The organism is Pseudomonas sp. MD330_10 (assembly GCF_042610415.1).
Taxonomy (GTDB): Bacteria; Pseudomonadota; Gammaproteobacteria; order Pseudomonadales; family Pseudomonadaceae; genus Aquipseudomonas; species Aquipseudomonas rhodesiae.
Genome location: NZ_JBHGZU010000007.1, coordinates 290713 through 309640 on the forward strand (window position 1 = coordinate 290713; position 18928 = coordinate 309640).

An 18928-nucleotide genomic window follows, 5' to 3' on the forward strand; every position below is an offset into this window, starting at 1 on the left:
GGCGTCAGTCCTGCGCCTTGAGCACATCGGGCAGATACGCGCGGTGAAAGCCATTGAACGGCGCGCTCGGCACGGCCGCTTTGTGCAGTGGCCAGGCCCGGTTGCCAAGGCTGGCGGCGCCATCGATGCGCAGGGTGCTGCCGCTGACGAAGGCGGCGGCGGGGCTGAGCAGGAACACGATCGCCGCGCTGACTTCCGACTCGGTGCCGATGCGCTTGAGCGGTACATGTTCACGCAAGGTGGGGATCACGGCCTTGAACGCGCCTTCGTAGGTGTCCATGCCGCTGGAGGCGATCCAACCCGGCGCCACGGCGTTAACCCGGACCCCGGCGTAACCCCACTCGAACGCGGCAGTCTTGGTGAAATTATCCATACCGGCGCGCGCCGCCCCTGAGTGGCCCATGCCGGGCATGCCGCCCCACATGTCGGCCAGCATGTTGACGATGGCGCCGCCGTGGGTGCTCATGCACTGGTTGAACACCTCCCGCGCCATCAAAAAACCGCCGACCAGGTTGGTTCGCAGCACGGTTTCGAAGCCTTTCTGATTGATCGACGCCAAGGGCGAGGGGTACTGGCCGCCGGCGTTGTTGACCAAGCCGTGGATTGCGCCGTGTTCTGCAATGATTTGGCCGACCAGCGCCTTCACCGCCACTTCATCGCGAATATCGCAGGCGTAACCATGGGCGCTGCCGCCGTCTTCGGCAATTTGCGCCGCGACCGCGTGGAGTTTTTCCGGCTTGCGCCCCACCAGGATCACGCGGGCACCGAGGGCCGCCAGTTCATGGGCGGTGCAACGGCCGATGCCGCTGCCGCCACCGGTGACCACCACGGTGTGCCCCTGGAACAGCTCGGCTTTGAAGATCGAGTCGAAGGCCATGGCCAGGCTCCTGTCAGTTGAATTGATCGGCGATGTGCTGCGGCACGGCGATGGGGATTTCCAGCAGTTGCTGGGCGAAAGCCTTGCCCTGGGGGTCGATGCGCAGGCTGGCGATGCCACCACCGCCCAGGGCGTTTTCCAGCAGGAAATTCAGGCTGTGACTGCCGGGCAAGTACCACCGCTCGACGCGACCATGCACGGGGTCGAGCACATGGCGCATCCAGTCGACGACCACTTCTGGGGTCAGCGTTTCGGCGATCCAGGGCAGGTACTCGGGCGCGCGGGCGATCACACCGATATTGCTGTGGTTGCCCTTGTCGCCGGCGCGCGCCACCGCCAGTTTCACCAGGGGGACGCTGGCGTCGGCGCGGCCTGTGGTTTTGGGTGGGTCGATCGGTGCCGCCGGTGTCACCAGTGCCTGGGCGGCGGGGAGGGCACAGGTATGCCGTTCGCCCTGCCAGTGGATACTCAGGTCGCAGGCTGATTTGTCGATCAGAAACGAAAACAGGCGGATCAGCGGGTATACCGTCGGCCGCCCGCCGACGATGCCGGTCAGCCCCGGCGCCATGCCGGTCGCCGCTTGGGCGATTTCGCGGGCAAACAGCACCAGCGCCTGTTTGCTTGGGTGGCGCACCGCCAGTTTGACCACCACTTCGCGGGTGTCATGGCGCTGCCCGTGGGCGCCGTAGGTCGCTTCGCTGCCCAGCAGTTCGATGTTCACGTCGGTGAAGGGCGCCCAGCCGCGCTGGCTGAACAACTCGGCGGTCTTGCCGATGATCGCCTGGCTGACCCGCTCGGCTTTGGCCACCGCGTCGATTCCGGCGATCAGGCAACTGGCGGTGCAGCGAAAACCATCCGGGTAGGTGGCGCTGACCTTGTAGCGGTCGGTCGGGGGCAAGCCTTTGGCGCCGTGCAGGCGCACCTGGTGCTTGCCTTGTTGCTGCAATTTGACCTGGCTGAAATCGCAGATCACATCCGGCAGCACATACGCGCGCGGGTCGCCGATTTCATACAGCAGTTGTTCGGCCACGCTGAGTTCGCTGATCAAGCCGCCGCTACCGTCGACTTTGTTTACGGTGAACTGGCCGTCGGCGCTGACCTCAACGATGGGGAAACCGATATGTTCGTAATCGGGCACGTCGCGCCAGTCGGTGAAGTTGCCGCCGGTACACTGCGCGCCGCATTCGATGATGTGCCCGGCCAGGGCGGCCTGGGCGAGGCGGTCGTAATCGTGCCAGGACCAGCCGAATTCATGCACCAGCGCCGCGCTGACCACGGCGCTGTCGACCACCCGACCGGTGATGACGATATCCGCTCCGAGGGCGAGGGCTTGGGCGATGCCCGGCGCGCCGAGGTAGGCGTTGGCCGATACGCATACCGGCGGCAGTGGCGTGCCGTCGAACATATCGGTGATGCCGTGCAGATTTTTCAGTTGGGGTTGCAGGTCATCGCCCAGCAGCACGGCGATTTTCAAGGGCACCTGGGCATGGTCGCAAGCCGCTTGCAGGGCGGCGGCGCAGGCCTGAGGGTGGATGCCGCCGGCGTTGCTGATCACCCGGATGCCCTGGCGCTGGATATCGGCCAGCAACGGCGTAAGCACCTCAACGAAATCCGTGGCGTAACCGGCCTGGGGATCTTTCATGCGCGCGCCGGCGAGGATCGACATCGTCACCTCCGCCAGGTAGTCGAACACCAGGTAGTCCAGGGCACCGCCGTGCACCAACTGCGCGGCGGCGGTGCAGGTGTCGCCCCAAAAGGCGCTGGCGCAGCCGATACGAACGGTCTTGCTCATGAGAAATCCTTCCTCGAATGGCTGTGGCCGAGACTACCAAGCAAGCGCTTGGTTTGTAAACGCCGCTGACAAGTTTTACCCAAGCGCTTGCTTGGGTGGCTGGCACGGCCTAAATTGCCGGCCAACACGTTCTGGCAGTAGAGGAGAGAAGCATGGATGAGCAAAAAGCCCTGCAGGTGATGCGCACCATGGTCGACGGCGGCCAATTGACCGACCCCGACAGCGCCCGGGGCAAGTTGCTGCAGACGGCGGCTCACCTGTTTCGCAACAAAGGTTTCGAGCGCACCACCGTGCGCGATCTGGCCGGCGCCGTGGGCATCCAGTCCGGCAGCATCTTTCATCACTTCAAGAGCAAGGACGAGATCCTGCGGGCCGTGATGGAAGAAACCATCCACTACAACACCGCGCTGATGCGTGCTTCGCTGCAAGCGGCGAGCAGCGTGCGCGAGCGCGTGCTGGCGCTGATCCGCTGCGAATTGCAGTCGATCATGGGCGGCAGCGGCGAAGCCATGGCGGTGCTGGTGTACGAATGGCGCTCGCTGTCAGCCGAAGGGCAGGCCCAGGTGCTGGCGTTACGTGATGTGTATGAGCAGATTTGGTTGCAGGTGTTGAATGAAGCCAAAGCGGCGGGCTACATCCGCGGCGATGTATTTATCACCCGGCGCTTCCTGACCGGTGCGCTGTCCTGGACGACCACCTGGTTCCGTGCCGAGGGCGGCAGCCTGACCCTCGAACAACTGGCGGAAGAAGCATTGTTAATGGTTCTGAAAGAGGACTGAGGCGCAAGCTATTAATTTGCCGGTAGAAAGTTGTCTCCCCAGGCAAAAACGCCTAGCTTATTGCCATCAGAGTGATGAACGGTGTGTGCCTTGATGTTATCGCCATGGCGGTTGGCTGCAGGACTTACTTTATCGGCACTGGGCACCGTAGCGTGGCTGCCTGTTTCAGCCGCGCAATTGGTGCGCATCGGCGCGGCGCATTTCCCGCCGTACACCGTGCGACCCGAGCAGGGGGCCGACACTGGGTTGCTGCCGCAGTTGGTGGAGGCGTTGAACGCCGAGCAGACCGAGTACCAGTTCGTGCTGGTGCCCACTTCGATTCCCCGGCGTTTCCGCGATTTCGACCAGGGCCGGGTCGACATGGCGATCTTCGAAAACCCCGATTGGGGCTGGCAGAAAATTCCCCATACCAGCGTCGATATGGGCTTGGAAGACGCGGAAATCTTCGTCGCTCAAAGTGCGCCCGGACGCGACCAAAGCTATTTCGCTGACCTGGTCGGCAAGCGTCTGGCGGTGTTCAGCGGTTATCACTACGCCTTCGCCAACTTCAACCCAGATCCCAAGCTCATGGCCGAACGCTTCAACGCGACCTTGACCTATTCCCACGACAGCAACCTGCTGATGGTCGCCCGCGGGCGCGCCGATATTGCGCTGGTGACCCGCTCTTACCTCAGCGATTTCATGGTACGCAATGCCGACACCGCCACGCAGTTCCTGGTCTCGGAGCGTATCGACCAGATCTACCACCACTACGCACTGCTGCGTCCCAAAGCGCCGATCACAGGCCCAGCGTTTGCCGCGCTGCTCAAACGCCTGCGCGACAACGGCGAAATGCTGAAGATTTTCGAGCCTTACCGCATCGATGTGATGTCGGTGCCTTGATCGAGCGTTTCAAACCCGCCGCGCAAACGTATCGCTGTGGCTGCCCGACACCTTGCGGCAGTGCACCAGCGCGTCGCGAATCATAAAGTTCACCAGGGTCGGCGAGACGCCCAGTTCCTTGGCGATGTCCTTTTGTGGCACGCCGTGCAAGCGATACATCTCGAATGCATAGCGGGTGCGCTGCGGCAGTTGGGTCAGGGCGTCGGCGATGGTTTCCAGGGTATTGAAATTGATGTGGGAGGTTTCCGGTGAAGCACCGTGAATCACCACATTCAAGCCTTCCTCTTCCGTGCCGGAGTATTTCAGTTCAAGGGCCTGCTTGCGGTAGTGATCGATCGCCAGGTTGCGCACGATCTGGAACAGGTAACTGAGCTGGGCTTTGAACGATGAAGTAATGGTTGGCGCCGACTGCAGGCGAAAGAACGCATCTTGCACGACGTCTTCGGCCCGCGAGCGGCAGCCGGTAATGCGTGCCGCAATCTTCACCAGAATCGTTCGATTGTCGACGAACGCCTGAAGAAGAGGTGAATCGCACCTGCCTGTGGTTACTGGTTCCGTCATGGAAATCACCTTGTCGCAAAAGAGGTTAGGGGAGGGCTTCCTTGCTAAGGCCTCCTACACATCGGGCAACAAATTAGGATGAATGATAATGATTGTCAAATGAGAAGACGAACTAATCTTATGCTCTTCGCTTTGATGTGAAGTGCCTCACGCGCTGCCCCGGCGACTAATTATTTGCCGGGGCCGTCCGTTCTCATGGGTGACAGGTCCGTTCCCGCAGCGGCCAAGGATCAGCACCCGCAGGAGGACGAGATGGGTTTTTATCGTGCACACAGCGTGTCTCACATCGGAGCACTCCAGGGATGAGTGCAGCGACCCGATTGCGCCTGTATTGCCTGCCCTATTCCGGCGCCAGCGCCATGGTCTATGTGCGCTGGCGCCGTGCGTTGCCGGACTGGCTACAGGTCTGCCCACTGGAATTGCCCGGTCGCGGCATGCGCATGGACGAGCCCTTGCAGCGCGACATCAAGGCCCTGGCGGCGCAGCTCGCGCAGGAAATCAGCCGCGACCTGCACACCCCCTACGCCTTGTTCGGCCACAGCCTGGGTGGTCTGCTGGCGTTTGAACTGGCCCACGCGCTGAACGCCCGCAATCTGCCGGCGCCGCTGGCGCTGTTCGCATCCGGGACTGCCGGGCCGGCCCGTCGGGACGTCAGTGAATACGCGGTTGAAAAGACTGATGAACAGCTGATCGCCCGTCTGCGCGAACTACAGGGCACCGCCGAGGAGGCCCTGGTCAACCCCGAATTGATGCAGTTGATGCTGCCGATCCTGCGCGCCGATTTTCTGCTGTGCGGCAGTTTCAGCTATGGCGAGCGCCAGCCCCTGGGCATGCCGATCCATGTGTTCGGCGGCAAGCAGGACAGCGTGCGCGCCGACCAATTGCTCGACTGGCAATTGGAGGCCGCCAGCGGCTTTTCCCTAGACCTGTTCGACGGTCACCACTTCTTCATCGTGCAGCACGAAAGCGCGGTGCTGCGCTGTTTGCGGCGTTATGCCGAGGAACACCTGACGCGCTGGCGCAATGGCGCGACGCGGCAACTGGCCGCCGGCTGAGCGCAGCCCATTTTTCCGATTTCCCCGTAAGCCGATTTCAGGCAGGAACCCCATGATGGACGCCTTCGAACTTCCCCGCACACTGGTCCAGTCCCTTCAACATCGCGCCGCGCACACCCCGGATCAGGTGGCGTTGCGCTTCCTCGCCGAGTCGGCCGAGCACAACGTGGTCCTCAGTTACCGCGAACTGGACCAGCGCGCCCGCACCATTGCAGCCGCGTTGCAGGCGCAGGCGAGCTTGGGCGACCGCGCGGTGTTGTTGTTCCCCAGCGGCCCGGACTACGTCGCAGCGTTCTTTGGTTGCTTGTACGCCGGGGTGATCGCGGTGCCGGCCTATCCGCCGGAGTCCACGCGTCGCCATCATCAGGAGCGCCTGCTGTCGATCATCGGCGACGCCGAGCCGCGCCTGTTGCTGACCATCGCCAGTCTGAGCGACGGCCTGGCGCAACTGCACAACGCGCCGCCGGTGTTGAGCGTCGACACCCTTGACGCGCAGCTCGTTGAGCAGTGGGTCGCGGTCGACCTGCAAGCCGACGATATCGCCTTTCTGCAATACACCTCCGGTTCCACCGCGTTGCCCAAAGGCGTGCAAGTCAGCCACGGCAACCTGGTGGCCAACGAAGTGCTGATCCGCCGTGGTTTCGGCATCGACCTCAACCCGGACGACGTGATCGTCAGCTGGCTGCCGCTGTACCACGACATGGGCTTGATCGGCGGCCTGCTGCAACCGATTTTCAGCGGCGTGCCGTGTGTGTTGATGTCGCCGGCGTACTTTCTCGGTCGGCCGTTGCGCTGGCTGGAAGCGATCAGTGAATACGGCGGCACCATCAGCGGCGGTCCGGACTTTGCCTATCGCTTGTGCAGTGAGCGGGTCAGCGAGTCGGCCTTGGAGCGTCTCGATCTGAGCCGCTGGCGCGTGGCCTATTCCGGTTCCGAACCGATCCGTCTCGATACCCTGGAACGCTTCGCCGAAAAATTTGCGGTGTGCGGCTTCAGCCCCAACAACTTTTTTGCCTCCTACGGCCTGGCCGAAGCCACGCTGTTTGTGGCCGGCGGCCGTCGTGGCCAGGGCATCCCGGCGCTGCGGGTGGACGACGCGGCGCTGGCCGCCAACCGCGCCGAGCCAGGGCAGGGCAGTGCGATCATGAGCTGCGGCACGGCGCAGCCGGACCACGCGGTGTTGATCGTCGACCCCCACAGCCTGAGCGAACTGGCTGACAACCACGTCGGCGAACTCTGGGCCAGCGGGCCGAGCATCGCCCACGGCTACTGGCGTAACCCCGAAGCCACCGCCAAGACCTTTGTGCCGCACGCCGGGCGCACCTGGTTGCGCACCGGTGACCTGGGCTTTCGGCGCGACGGCGAGGTGTACATCACCGGCCGCCTCAAGGACCTGTTGATCGTGCGCGGCCACAACCTCTATCCCCAGGACATCGAGCAGACCATCGAGCGCGAAGTGGAAGTGGTGCGCAAGGGCCGGGTGGCGGCGTTCGCCGTCAGTGATCAGGGCCTGGAAGGTATCGGCATCGCCGCCGAAATCAGCCGCAGCGTGCAGAAAATCCTGCCGCCCGAAGCGTTGATCAAAGCGATTCGTCAAGCGGTGGCCGAGGCCTATCAAGAAGCCCCGTGTGTGGTGGTGCTGCTCAACCCCGGCGGGTTGCCCAAGACTTCCAGCGGCAAGGTGCAGCGCGCCGCCTGCGCACTGCGCCATGCCGATGGCAGTCTCGATTGTTACGCGCAATTCCCTGATCGGCAGGTGTTGGCCGTTGAGGCGAGCTTGGAATCCGAACTGCAGCGCCAGATCGCCGCGATCTGGTGCGAGCAACTGCAGGTCGCGAGCGTGGCAGCCGACGACCACTTCTTCTTGCTCGGTGGTAACTCCATCAGCGCCACCCAGGTGATTGCGCGCCTGCGTGAAAGCCTGGGCCTGGAGCTGGACCTGCGCCTGTTGTTCGAGGCACCGACCCTGCAGGGTTTTGCCGCACAGGTCGCGCACCTGCAACAGGACGGCGGTGTGGCTCAAGGGGCCATCCGCGCCTTGTCTGCTCACGACGAACGGCCTCAGTCCCTGGCGCAGAATCGCCTGTGGATCACCTGGCAACTCGACCCCCAGAGCAGCGCGTACACCATCCCCGGCGCCCTGCGCCTGCGCGGCGAACTGGATGAAGACGCGGTGCGCGCCAGCTTCGCGCAGTTGATCCAGCGCCACGACGCCCTGCGTACGCGCTTTTACGAGCGCGACGGCCAGGCCTATCAGCGCATCGACGCCGCAGTCACGTTCGACTTGCAACTGATCGACCTCAGCGATTTACCCGCCGCCGAGCGTGAAGCCCGCGCGCAGCAGATTCGCGAGGACGAAGCGCGCACCGTGTTCGATCTGGAGAAAGGTCCGCTGCTGTGGGTAACCCTGGTGCGCCTGGACGACGAAGACCACCAGTTGCTGGTGACGCTGCACCACATCATCGCCGATGGCTGGTCGTTGTCGATCCTGCTCGACGAGTTCGCGCGCCTGTATTCGGCCGCTGTTCAGGGCCAAACCCTGACGCTGCCAGCTTTGACCGTAAGCTACGCCGACTACGGCAGTTGGCAGCGCCAATGGCTGGCCGACGGTGAGGGCTCGCGTCAACTGGCGTACTGGAAGGCGCAACTGGGCGATGAGCACCCGGTGCTGAGCCTTGCGACCGATCACCCACGTGCGGCCCAGCACCGCCGCAGCGCATCGCGGCATAGCGTGCGCTTGAGCGCGAGCCTCAGCGAAGCGCTTCGCCAGACTGCCCAGACCCATGAATCCACGCCGTTCATGTTGCTGCTCGCGGCGTTCCAGACCTTGCTCTACCGCTATAGCGGCCAGCGCGATATTCGTATCGGCGTGCCCAGCGCCAACCGCCCGCGCCAGGAAACCCAGGGCCTGGTGGGCTTCTTTATCAACACCTTGGTGCTACGCGCCGAGCTGGATGGGCGCCTGCCGTTCAATGAGTTGCTGGCCGCTACCCGCCAATCCGTGTTGGGCGCCCAGGCCCATCAGGACCTGCCGTTCGAACAACTGCTGGAAGCCTTCCCCCAGGCTCGCGAACAGGGGTTGTTCCAGGTGATGTTCAACCATCAGCAGCGGGACTTGAGCGCGCTGCGCCGCCTGCCGGGCATGCTTGCCGACGAGTTGCCATGGCACAGCCGCGAGGCCAAGTTCGACCTGCAACTGCACAGTGAAGAGGACCGCAACGGGCGTCTGAGTCTGTCGTTCGACTACGCCGACGAACTGTTCGAGGCGGCGACTATCCAGGGTCTGGCCGAACACTTTATCCACCTGCTGCACGGCGTGTGCGAACAGCCGCACATGGCCCTCGGCGACCTTGCGCTGCTGCCGCACGATGAACAGCAGGCATGGAACGCCGCGCCCTGCGCACCGGCGCAACAATGGCTGCCCGAAGCCCTCAACCAGCACACCTCGGACGCCACCGCGCTGGTGTGGGACGGCGGCAGCCTGAGCTTCGCCCAACTGCATACCCAGGCCAATCGCCTGGCCCATTACCTGCGCGACAAAGGCGTCGGCCCGGACGTGTGCGTGGCCATCGCCGCCGAGCGTTCGCCGCAGTTGCTGATCGGTCTGCTGGCGATCATCAAGGCCGGCGGCGCCTACGTGCCACTGGACCCGGACTACCCGGCCGAGCGCCTGGCCTACATGCTCAAGGACAGCGGCGTGCACCTGCTGCTGACCCAGACCGCACTGCTCGATCGCGTGCCGAGCGCCGAGGGCGTGTGCGTGATCGCGATGGACAGCTTGCACCTGGACAGTTGGCCGACCCAGTCGCCGGGCCTGCACCTGCACAGCGACAACCTCGCTTACGTGATCTACACCTCCGGCTCCACCGGCCAGCCCAAAGGCGTGGGCAACACCCACGGGGCTCTGGCCGAGCGCTTGCAATGGATGCAGGCCACCTATCGGCTCGACGCCAGCGATGTGCTGATGCAGAAGGCGCCGATCAGTTTTGACGTGTCGGTATGGGAGTGCTTCTGGCCGTTGTTCAGCGGCTGCCGCCTGGTACTGGCCGGGCCCGGCGAACACCGCGACCCACATCGCATCGCACAGTTGGTGCAGACCTACGGCGTGACCACGCTGCACTTTGTGCCGCCGCTGTTGCAGCTGTTTATCGACGAGCCGCTGGCCGCCGAATGCACCAGCCTGCGCCGCCTGTTTTCCGGTGGCGAAGCCTTGCCCGCCGAGCTGCGTAATCGCGTGTTGGCGCAGTTGCCGGCGGTGCAGTTGCATAACCGCTATGGGCCGACCGAAACCGCGATCAACGTCACCCATTGGCACTGCCAGGCCGAGGACGGCGAGCGCTCGCCGATTGGTCGGCCGCTGGGTAATGTGATCTGCCGCGTGCTCGACGAGCACCTCAACCCACTGCCGGCCGGAGTGCCGGGTGAGCTGTGCATCGCCGGCATCGGCCTGGCGCGCGGTTACCTGAGGCGTGCCGGGCTGACCGCCGAACGCTTCGTTGCCGACCCGCTGGGCGAAGCCGGCACGCGCCTGTATCGCACCGGCGACCGTGTGCGTTGGAGCCGCGACGGTGTGCTCGAATACCTCGGTCGCCTCGACCAGCAGGTCAAGCTGCGCGGGTTCCGCGTGGAACCGGAAGAAATCGAAGCGCGCCTGCTGGCCCTGGACGGCGTCGCCCAGGCCGTGGTGTTGGTGCGCGACGGGCAATTGATCGGTTACTACACCGCGCACACCCCATTGGATGAACGTGACGTCAAAGCTGCCCTGGCCGCCGAGTTGCCGGAGTACATGGTGCCCGCGCAGGTGATGCACCTGGATGCCATGCCCCTGAGCCCCAGCGGCAAACTCGACCGTCGCGCGTTGCCTGAGCCGTTGTGGCACACCCGCGAACATGTGGAGCCCGCGACGCCGTTGCAGCAGCAGATCGCCGCGATCTGGCGCGAGGTGCTCGGGGTGACGCAGGTGGGCCTGCGCGATGATTTCTTCGCCCTCGGCGGCCACTCCCTGCTGGCCACCCAGATCGTTTCCCGCACCCGCCAGGCCTGCGATGTCGAGCTGCCGTTGCGTACCCTGTTCGACGCCAGCGAGCTTGAAGCATTTGCCACACAGGTCGCGCTGATCCAGGCGGCCGGTCAGCGCAATCAGCACACCGCCATCGCCAGGGTCGACCGTCGCCAGCCGGTGCCGCTGTCCTATTCCCAGCAGCGCATGTGGTTTCTCTGGCAGATGGAACCGGACAGCCCGGCCTACAACGTCGGCGGCATGGCGCGCTTGCGCGGGGTGCTGGATGTGGGACGTTTCGAAGCCGCGTTGCAGGCCTTGATCATGCGTCACGAAACCCTGCGCACCACGTTCCCCAGCGTCGACGGCGTGGCCTGCCAGCACGTCGCGGCGCAGACCGGCGTGCGCATGGACTGGCAGGACCTGTCCGCCCTCGGTGCTGCCGAGCGCCAGCAACGCCTGCAGCAGTTGGCCGATCACGAAGCCCATACACCGTTCAACCTGGAAACCGGGCCGTTGCTGCGTGCGTGCCTGGTCAAGGCCGGCGAGCAGGAGCATTACCTGGTGCTGACCTTGCACCACATCGTCACCGAAGGCTGGGCCATGGACATTTTTGCCCGTGAACTCAGTGCGCTGTACGAAGCGTTTATCGACGAGCGCGAGTCGCCGCTGGCGCCGCTGCCGGTGCAGTACTTGGACTACAGCGTGTGGCAACGCCAATGGCTGGAGAGCGGCGAGCGCCAGCGCCAATTGGATTATTGGACCGCGCAACTGGGCAGCGAACACCCCTTGCTGGAACTGCCCGCCGATCGTCCGCGGCCGCCGGTGCAAAGCCATCGGGGCGAGCTGTATCGCTTCGACCTCAGCGACGAACTGGCCGCGCGGGTGCGGGCGTTCAATGCAGAGCGCGGCTTGACGCTGTTCATGACCATGACCGCGACCCTGGCGGTGCTGCTCTACCGCTACAGCGGCCAGACCGACCTGCGCATCGGCGCCCCCGTGGCCAACCGCATCCGCCCGGAAAGCGAGGGGCTGATCGGCGCGTTCCTCAACACCCAGGTGCTGCGATGCCAGCTCGATGGGCAGATGAATGTCCACGAATTGTTCGAGCACGTTCGTCACACCGTGATCGAAGGCCAGTCCCATCAGGACCTGCCGTTCGACCACTTGGTCGAAGCCTTGCAACCGCCGCGCAGTGCAGCGTACAACCCGCTGTTCCAGGTGATGTGCAACGTGCAGCGTTGGGAATTCCAACAGCGCCGCCAACTGGCCGGCATGACCGTCGAGTACCTGGCCAACGATGCGCGCGCCACCAAGTTCGACCTCAACCTGGAAGTCACCGACCTCGACCATCGCCTGGGTTGCTGCCTGACCTACAGCACCGACCTGTTCGACGAACCGCGCATCGCGCGCATGGCCGAGCATTGGCGCAACCTGCTCGAAGCACTGATCGCCGACCCGCACCAGCGCTTGAGTGAATTGCCGTTGCTGAGCGCCGCTGAACAACGCCACTTGCAGCGCAGCCTGGGCGCCGAGCCCGGTGTGCATCGCCTGGATCAATGCCTGCATCCGCTGTTCAGCCAACAGGCACGACAACGTGGCGACGCCCCGGCGCTGACCTTTGCCGGTGAAACCCTCAGCTACCGCGAGCTGGAAGCGCGCGCCAACCGCCTGGCCTGGATGCTGCGCGAGCGTGGCGTGGGCCCCCAAGTGCGGGTCGGCCTGGCATTGCCCCGGTCCTTGGAGATGGTGGTTGGCTTGCTGGCGATCCTCAAGGCCGGCGGCGCCTATGTGCCGCTGGACCCGGAATACCCCCTCGATCGCCTGCACTACATGATCGACGACAGCGGCATCGGCCTGCTGCTCAGCGATGCGGCGATGTTCGAAGCCCTCGGCGAACTGCCGGCCACGGTAGCCTGCTGGTGCCTGGAAGATGACCTGCCGGTGCTGGGCCATTACCCGGCCGAGGCGCCGCCGTGCATCAACCTGGCGCAGCATCAGGCTTATCTGATCTACACCTCCGGCTCCACCGGCAAGCCCAAAGGCGTGGTGGTGTCCCACGGTGAAATCGCCATGCACTGCCAGGCGGTGATCGAGCGTTTCGGCATGCGCGCCGACGATTGCGAATTGCACTTCTATTCGATCAACTTCGACGCCGCCACCGAGCGTTTGCTGGTGCCGTTGCTCAGCGGCGCACACGTAGTGCTGCGGGCTGAGGGGCAATGGGATGCCGAGCAGATCTGTGGGTTGATACGCAACCATGGCGTGACGGTGCTGGGCTTTACCCCGAGCTACGGCAGCCAGTTGGCGCAATGGCTGGCGACCCAGCGGCAGACATTGCCGGTGCGCATGTGCATCACCGGCGGCGAAGCCCTGACCGGCGAACACTTGCAGCGCATCCGTGGGGCGTTCCAGCCCGCGCTGTTTTTCAACGCCTATGGCCCCACCGAAACCGTGGTGATGCCCCTGGCCAGCCTGGCGCCGCCGCAGTGGGAGGAGGGCGCTGGCAGCGTGCCGATCGGCAGCATTGTCGGTGAGCGCGTGGCGTACATTCTGGATGCCGATCTGGCCCTGGTGCCCCAGGGCGCGAGCGGCGAGTTGTACATTGGCGGGGCCGGTCTGGCCCAGGGTTACCATCAACGTCCGGGCATGACCGCCGAGCGCTTTGTGGCCGACCCGTTTGCCGCCGATGGCGGGCGTCTGTACCGCACCGGTGACCTGGTGCGCCAGCGCGCCGATGGCCTGGTGGAGTACCTGGGGCGAATCGACCATCAGGTGAAGATTCGCGGTTTCCGCATCGAGCTGGGGGAAATCGAAACCCGTCTGTTGGAACACAGCCAGGTGCGCGAAGCGGTGGTGCTGGCGCTGGATGCGCCGAGCGGCAAACAACTGGTGGCGTACCTGGTCAGCGACGCCGAGCACGGCCCCCTGCGCGAGGCCCTCAAAGCCCACCTGAAGGCGCAACTGCCGGACTACATGGTGCCCGCGCATCTGATCGTGCTCGACAGCATGCCGCTGACTGCCAACGGCAAGCTCGACCGCCGTGCGTTACCGCAACCCGACCCGGAGGCCAACCGCCAACATTACGTGGCGCCAAGCAACGCCCTTGAAAGCAGCCTGGCCGCGATCTGGTGCGCCGTGTTGAATGTGCAGCAAGTGGGCCTGGACGATAACTTCTTTGAACTGGGCGGCGATTCGATCCTGTCGATCCAAGTGGTGAGCCGCGCACGCCAGGCCGGGATTCATTTCAGCCCGCGTGACCTGTTCCAGCACCAGACCGTGAGGGCCTTGGCCGCCGTGGCCACGCGCACCGAGCACATCCGCGCCGAGCAAGGCGTGCTCACCGGTCGTTCGGGGCTGACGCCGATCCAACGGTGGTTCTTCGAAACGCCGATGCCCAACCGTCAGCACTGGAACCAGGCGCTGCTGCTCAAGCCGCTGCAACTGCTCGACCCGCACCGTCTGGAGCAAGCGCTGCTGGCGGTGCTGGAGCACCACGATGCGCTGCGCCTGAGTTTTACCCGGCGCGACGCCCAGTGGCACGCCGAACACCTGGCCGTACCCCATGGCGGTGTGCTGATGCAGGCCCAGGTACGCGACATGGCGCAGTGCACCGCGCTGTTCAACGACACCCAGCGCAGCCTCGACCTGCAACACGGCCCGCTGCTGCTCGCGCTGCTGGTGGACGGGCCCGAGGGCCAGCAACGCCTGCTGATCGCGATCCATCACCTGGTGGTGGACGGCGTGTCGTGGCGTGTGCTGCTCGAAGATTTGCAAACGGTGTACCGCCAGTTGAGCGCCGGCCAGTCGGTCAGCCTGCCGGCCAAGACCAGCGCGCTGCGTGACTGGGCCGCGCGCCTGCAGGCGTATGCCGGCAGCGAATCCCTGCGCGAAGAACTGGCCGTATGGCAAGCGCAGTTGGCCGGGCCTGACGTGGCGTTGCCGGTGGACCGTGCCCATGGCGCGCTGCGCAATCGCGATGCCGACAGCGTCAGCTTGCGCCTGGACGCCGAGCGCACCCGCCAGTTGCTGCAACAGGCGCCCAGCGCATACCGCACCCAGGTCAATGACCTGCTGCTGACCGCCCTGGCCCGCGTACTGTGCCGCTGGAGCGGCCACGCCTCGGCGTTGATCCAATTGGAAGGCCACGGCCGCGAACCGCTGTTCGACGATATCGACCTGACCCGCAGCGTCGGCTGGTTCACCAGCGCGTACCCGCTGCGCCTCACGCCCCAAGACGGGCAGGGCGATTCGATCAAGGCGATCAAGGAACAGCTGCGCGCGGTGCCCCACAAGGGCCTGGGCTATGGCGTGCTGCGCTACCTGGCGGACGCCGGTTGCAAGCGGCAGATAGCGGCGCTGCCGAGCGCCGAAATCACCTTCAATTACCTTGGCCAGTTCGACCAGAGCTTCGGCGCCGATGCGCTGTTCCATCCGCTGGATGAGCCGGCCGGCCAGGCCCATGACCCGGACGCGCCGCTGCCCAATGCTTTGAGCGTGGACAGCCAGGTCTACGGCGGTGAATTGCTGCTGCGCTGGACCTTCAGCCGCGAACGCTATGATGCGCGCACCATCGACGCACTGGCCGAGGCTTACGTGGCCGAGTTGCACAGCCTGATCGAACACTGCCTCAGCGACCAGGCCGGTGGCCTGACTCCGTCGGACTTCCCTCTGGCGCGTCTGACTCAGGCACAACTGGACAGCCTGCCGGTGCCCGCCCATGTGATCGAAGATGTCTACCCGCTGACCCCGATGCAGGAAGGTTTGCTGCTGCACACCTTGTTGGAACCGGGCACTGGCCTGTACTACATGCAGGATCGCTACCGCATCAATAGCGAGCTGGACCCCGAGCGTTTCGCCCAGGCCTGGCAAGCGGTGATCGCCCGTCACGAAGCCTTGCGCGCGTCGTTCTGCTGGAACGTCGGCGAAGACATGCTGCAAGTGATCCACGCACCGGGTAGCACCCCCATCGAGTACCTGGACTGGCGTCACGCGCCGGAGGCCGAGCATGAGCCGCGCCTGCAAGCGCTGCTCAAGGCCGAGCGCGAGGCCGGTTTCGATCTGCTCAACCAGGCTCCGTTCCACCTGCGGCTGATTCGCGTGGGCGAGGCGCGCTACTGGTTCATGATGAGCAACCACCACATCCTGATCGATGCCTGGTGCCGTTCGTTGCTGATGAACGACTTCTTCGAAATCTACCTGGCGCTGGGTGAAGGCCGCGACGCGCAGCTGGCCACGCCGCCGCGCTATCGCGACTACATCGCCTGGCTGCAACGCCGCAACCTGAGCGAAGCGCGCCAGTGGTGGCAACAGAACCTGAAAGGCTTCGAACGCACCACGCCGATCCCCAGCGACCGCCCATTCCTGCGCGAACACGCCGGCCACAGCGGCGGCATGGTGGTGGGCGACTGCTACACCCGCCTCGATGCGCACGACGGCGCACAGCTGCGTGAATTGGTCCAGGCCCATCAACTGACCGTCAACACTTTCGCCCAGGCGGCCTGGGCGCTGGTGCTGCGTCGGGTGAGCGGAGACCGTGACGTGGTGTTTGGCGTGACCGTGGCCGGTCGTCCGGTGGACATGCCCGAGATGCAACACACGGTCGGTCTGTTTATCAACAGCATCGCCCTGCGGGTGCAACTGCCCGAGGACGGCCAGCCCTGCAGCGTGCGGCAGTGGTTGAACGGCCTGCTCGACAGCAATATGCAATTGCGCGAGTACGAATACCTGCCGCTGGTGACTATCCAGGAACACAGCGAACTGCCCAAGGGCCAGCCGTTGTTCGACAGCCTGTTCGTGTTCGAAAACGCCCCGGTGGACACCACGGTACTGGACCGCGCCCATAGTCTGAACGCCACCTCGGATTCCGGGCGCACCCACACCAATTTCCCGCTGACGGCCGTGTGCTATCCGGGCGATGACCTGGGCTTGCACCTGTCCTACGACCAACGCTATTTCGACGAAAGCACCGTGCAAGGTTTACTTGCCGAGTTCAAACGCCTGCTGCTGGCGCTGGTGCAGGGCTTCCATGGCGACATGGCCGACTTGCCGCTGATGGGCGAACAGGAGCGCGATTTCCTGGTGCACGGCTGCAACCAGAGCGAACACGCCTACCCACTGGAGCGCAGCTATGTGGAGCTGTTCGAAGCCCAGGTAGCCGCGCATCCACAGCGTATCGCCGCCAGTTGCCTGGATCGGCACTGGAGCTACGAGGAACTGAATCGCCGCAGCAATGGCCTGGGGCACGCACTCATCGCGGCGGGTGTCGGCCTGGATCAACCGGTGGCGTTGCTGGCCGAACGCGACTTGGAGTTGCTGGGCATGATAATCGGCAGCTTCAAGGCCGGGGCCGGCTACTTGCCGCTGGACCCGGGCTTGCCGAGCCAGCGTCTGCGCCGCCTTATCGAGCTGAGCCGTACGCCGCTGCTGGTGTGCAGCGAGGCGTGTCGCGAACAGGCCATCGCGTTGTTGGACGGTATCGACTGCCAGTTGCTGGTATGGGACGAAGTGCCGGCCCGTGGTGAGAACCCGGGTGTCTACAGTGGCCCCGACAACCTCGCCTATATGATCTACACCTCCGGCTCCACCGGCCTGCCCAAAGGCGTGATGGTGCAACAGCGCGGCATGCTCAATAACCAGTTGAGCAAAGTGCCGTACCTGGACCTGACCGCAGCGGATGTGATCGCGCAAACCGCCTCCCAGAGTTTCGATATTTCCGTGTGGCAATTCCTCGCCGCGCCGTTGTTTGGCGCGCGGGTGGACATCGTGCCGAACAGCATCGCCCACGACCCGCAAGGTTTGCTGGCCCATGTGCAGGCCCAGGGCATCAGCGTGCTGGAGAGCGTGCCGTCGTTGATTCAGGGCATGCTCGCCCAGGAGCGCCTGCACCTGGACGGCCTGCGCTGGATGCTGCCGACCGGCGAGGCGATGCCGCCTGAACTGGCGCACCAGTGGCTGCAACGCTACCCCGAGATCGGCCTGGTGAATGCGTACGGTCCGGCGGAATGTTCCGATGACGTGGCGTTCTTCCGAGTCGACCTGGCCTCGACCCGTGGCACTTATCTGCCGATTGGCACACCCACCGACAACAACCGCCTGTACCTGCTCGATGGCGCATTGGAGTTGGTGCCCCAAGGCGCTGTCGGCGAGTTGTGCGTGGCGGGCACCGGAGTCGGGCGCGGCTATGTTGGCGACCCGTTGCGTACTGCGCCGGTCTTTGTGCCCGACCCGTTCGGCGCGCCGGGCGAACGCCTGTACCGCACCGGCGACCTGGCGCGGCGGCGCAGCGATGGGGTGTTGGAATATGTCGGTCGGATCGACCATCAGGTGAAGATTCGCGGCTACCGGATCGAGCTGGGGGAAATCGAAGCGCGTCTGCACGAACAAGCCGACCTGCGCGATGCCGCCGTCGGCGTGCAGGACGGCGTCAACGGCAAACACTTGGTGGGCTACCTGGTGGCGGCCGATGGCGCGCTCGACCCCAGCGAACGTCTGGACCGTATCAAACAGCGCCTGCGCGCCGAACTGCCGGAGTACATGGTGCCGCTGCATTGGCTATGGCTTGAACGCCTGCCGCTCAACGCCAACGGCAAACTCGACCGCAACGCTCTACCGGTCCTGGAAATCGGCCAGTTGCATCGCCAGGATTACCTGGCGCCACGCAACGAACTGGAAACCACCCTGGCCGTCATCTGGGCCGAAGTGCTCAAAGTCGAGCGGGTCGGTGTGCAGGACAACTTCTTCGAGCTGGGCGGGCATTCGCTGCTGGCCACACAGATTGCCTCGCGTGTGCAGAAAACCCTGCAACGGGACGTACCGCTGCGCGCGATGTTCGAGTGCAGCAGCGTGGCGGAACTGGCCGAGTACATCGACGGGCTGGCGGGCAGTGAGATCAGCGTGGAGAAGGTGGATCGGTTGAGTGATTTGATGGCGGAGTTGGAAGGGCTTTGATTTCGCTGTCTGTGAGGGCGTTATCGGGGCTTG

At 64.6% G+C, this 18928-nt stretch carries 7 protein-coding genes; 4 read left to right on the plus strand and 3 right to left on the minus strand.

Translation table 11 applies throughout. From position 1 onward, the window contains the following. Positions 1 to 4 precede the first annotated feature (4 nt). Both ACFZPT_RS14325 and ACFZPT_RS14330 read right to left on the minus strand, forming a co-directional pair. On the minus strand, positions 5 to 877 hold the full coding sequence (locus tag ACFZPT_RS14325) for an SDR family oxidoreductase (RefSeq protein WP_034114709.1): 873 nt from the start codon (positions 875 to 877) through the stop codon (positions 5 to 7). A gap of 13 nt (positions 878 to 890) precedes the next feature. Beyond that, positions 891 to 2669 (minus strand): acyclic terpene utilization AtuA family protein, encoded by a 1779-nt coding sequence (locus ACFZPT_RS14330; RefSeq protein ID WP_034114706.1) that lies wholly within the window; start codon positions 2667 to 2669, stop codon positions 891 to 893. 152 nt (positions 2670 to 2821) lie between these two features. On the opposite strand from ACFZPT_RS14330, the gene ACFZPT_RS14335 reads away from it, so the two are divergent. Together ACFZPT_RS14335 and ACFZPT_RS14340 are read left to right on the plus strand one after the other, a co-directional pair. Next, positions 2822 to 3448, plus strand: a complete 627-nt coding sequence (locus tag ACFZPT_RS14335; RefSeq protein ID WP_034099426.1) for a TetR/AcrR family transcriptional regulator — start codon at positions 2822 to 2824, stop codon at positions 3446 to 3448. A 93-nt stretch (positions 3449 to 3541) separates the two neighbouring features. Next, positions 3542 to 4330 carry an ABC transporter substrate-binding protein gene (locus ACFZPT_RS14340; protein ID WP_047881329.1) on the plus strand — a complete coding sequence of 263 codons (789 nt, stop codon included), beginning with the start codon at positions 3542 to 3544 and terminating at the stop codon, positions 4328 to 4330. 9 nt (positions 4331 to 4339) lie between these two features. Here the strand turns inward: ACFZPT_RS14340 and ACFZPT_RS14345 are convergent, their stop codons facing one another. Beyond that, a complete protein-coding gene (locus ACFZPT_RS14345) occupies positions 4340 to 4891 on the minus strand; it encodes an RNA polymerase factor sigma-70 (protein ID WP_034099424.1) in 552 nt (183 codons plus the stop codon). Positions 4892 to 5193: 302 nt separating this feature from the next. Here ACFZPT_RS14345 and ACFZPT_RS14350 point away from each other — a divergent pair, with 302 nt between their 5' ends. Both ACFZPT_RS14350 and ACFZPT_RS14355 read left to right on the plus strand, forming a co-directional pair. Further along, complete coding sequence (locus ACFZPT_RS14350; protein ID WP_034114704.1) at positions 5194 to 5946, plus strand: thioesterase II family protein; 753 nt, start codon at positions 5194 to 5196, stop codon at positions 5944 to 5946. A 52-nt stretch (positions 5947 to 5998) separates the two neighbouring features. Continuing rightward, entirely contained in the window at positions 5999 to 18895 is a 12897-nt protein-coding gene (locus ACFZPT_RS14355) for a non-ribosomal peptide synthetase (protein ID WP_034114702.1), read from the plus strand. The last annotated feature ends 33 nt before the right edge of the window (positions 18896 to 18928 follow it).

Bases quoted from the DNA above. Each gene is read 5' to 3' on its own strand.
- ACFZPT_RS14335 (WP_034099426.1), top strand. From the start codon at position 2,822: ATGGATGAGCAAAAAGCCCTGCAGGTGATGCGCACCATGGTCGACGGC.
- ACFZPT_RS14345 (WP_034099424.1), bottom strand. From the start codon at position 4,891: ATGACGGAACCAGTAACCACAGGCAGGTGCGATTCACCTCTTCTTCAG.
- ACFZPT_RS14325 (WP_034114709.1), bottom strand. From the start codon at position 877: ATGGCCTTCGACTCGATCTTCAAAGCCGAGCTGTTCCAGGGGCACACC.
- ACFZPT_RS14340 (WP_047881329.1), top strand. From the start codon at position 3,542: ATGTTATCGCCATGGCGGTTGGCTGCAGGACTTACTTTATCGGCACTG.
- ACFZPT_RS14350 (WP_034114704.1), top strand. From the start codon at position 5,194: ATGAGTGCAGCGACCCGATTGCGCCTGTATTGCCTGCCCTATTCCGGC.
- ACFZPT_RS14355 (WP_034114702.1), top strand. From the start codon at position 5,999: ATGATGGACGCCTTCGAACTTCCCCGCACACTGGTCCAGTCCCTTCAA.
- ACFZPT_RS14330 (WP_034114706.1), bottom strand. From the start codon at position 2,669: ATGAGCAAGACCGTTCGTATCGGCTGCGCCAGCGCCTTTTGGGGCGAC.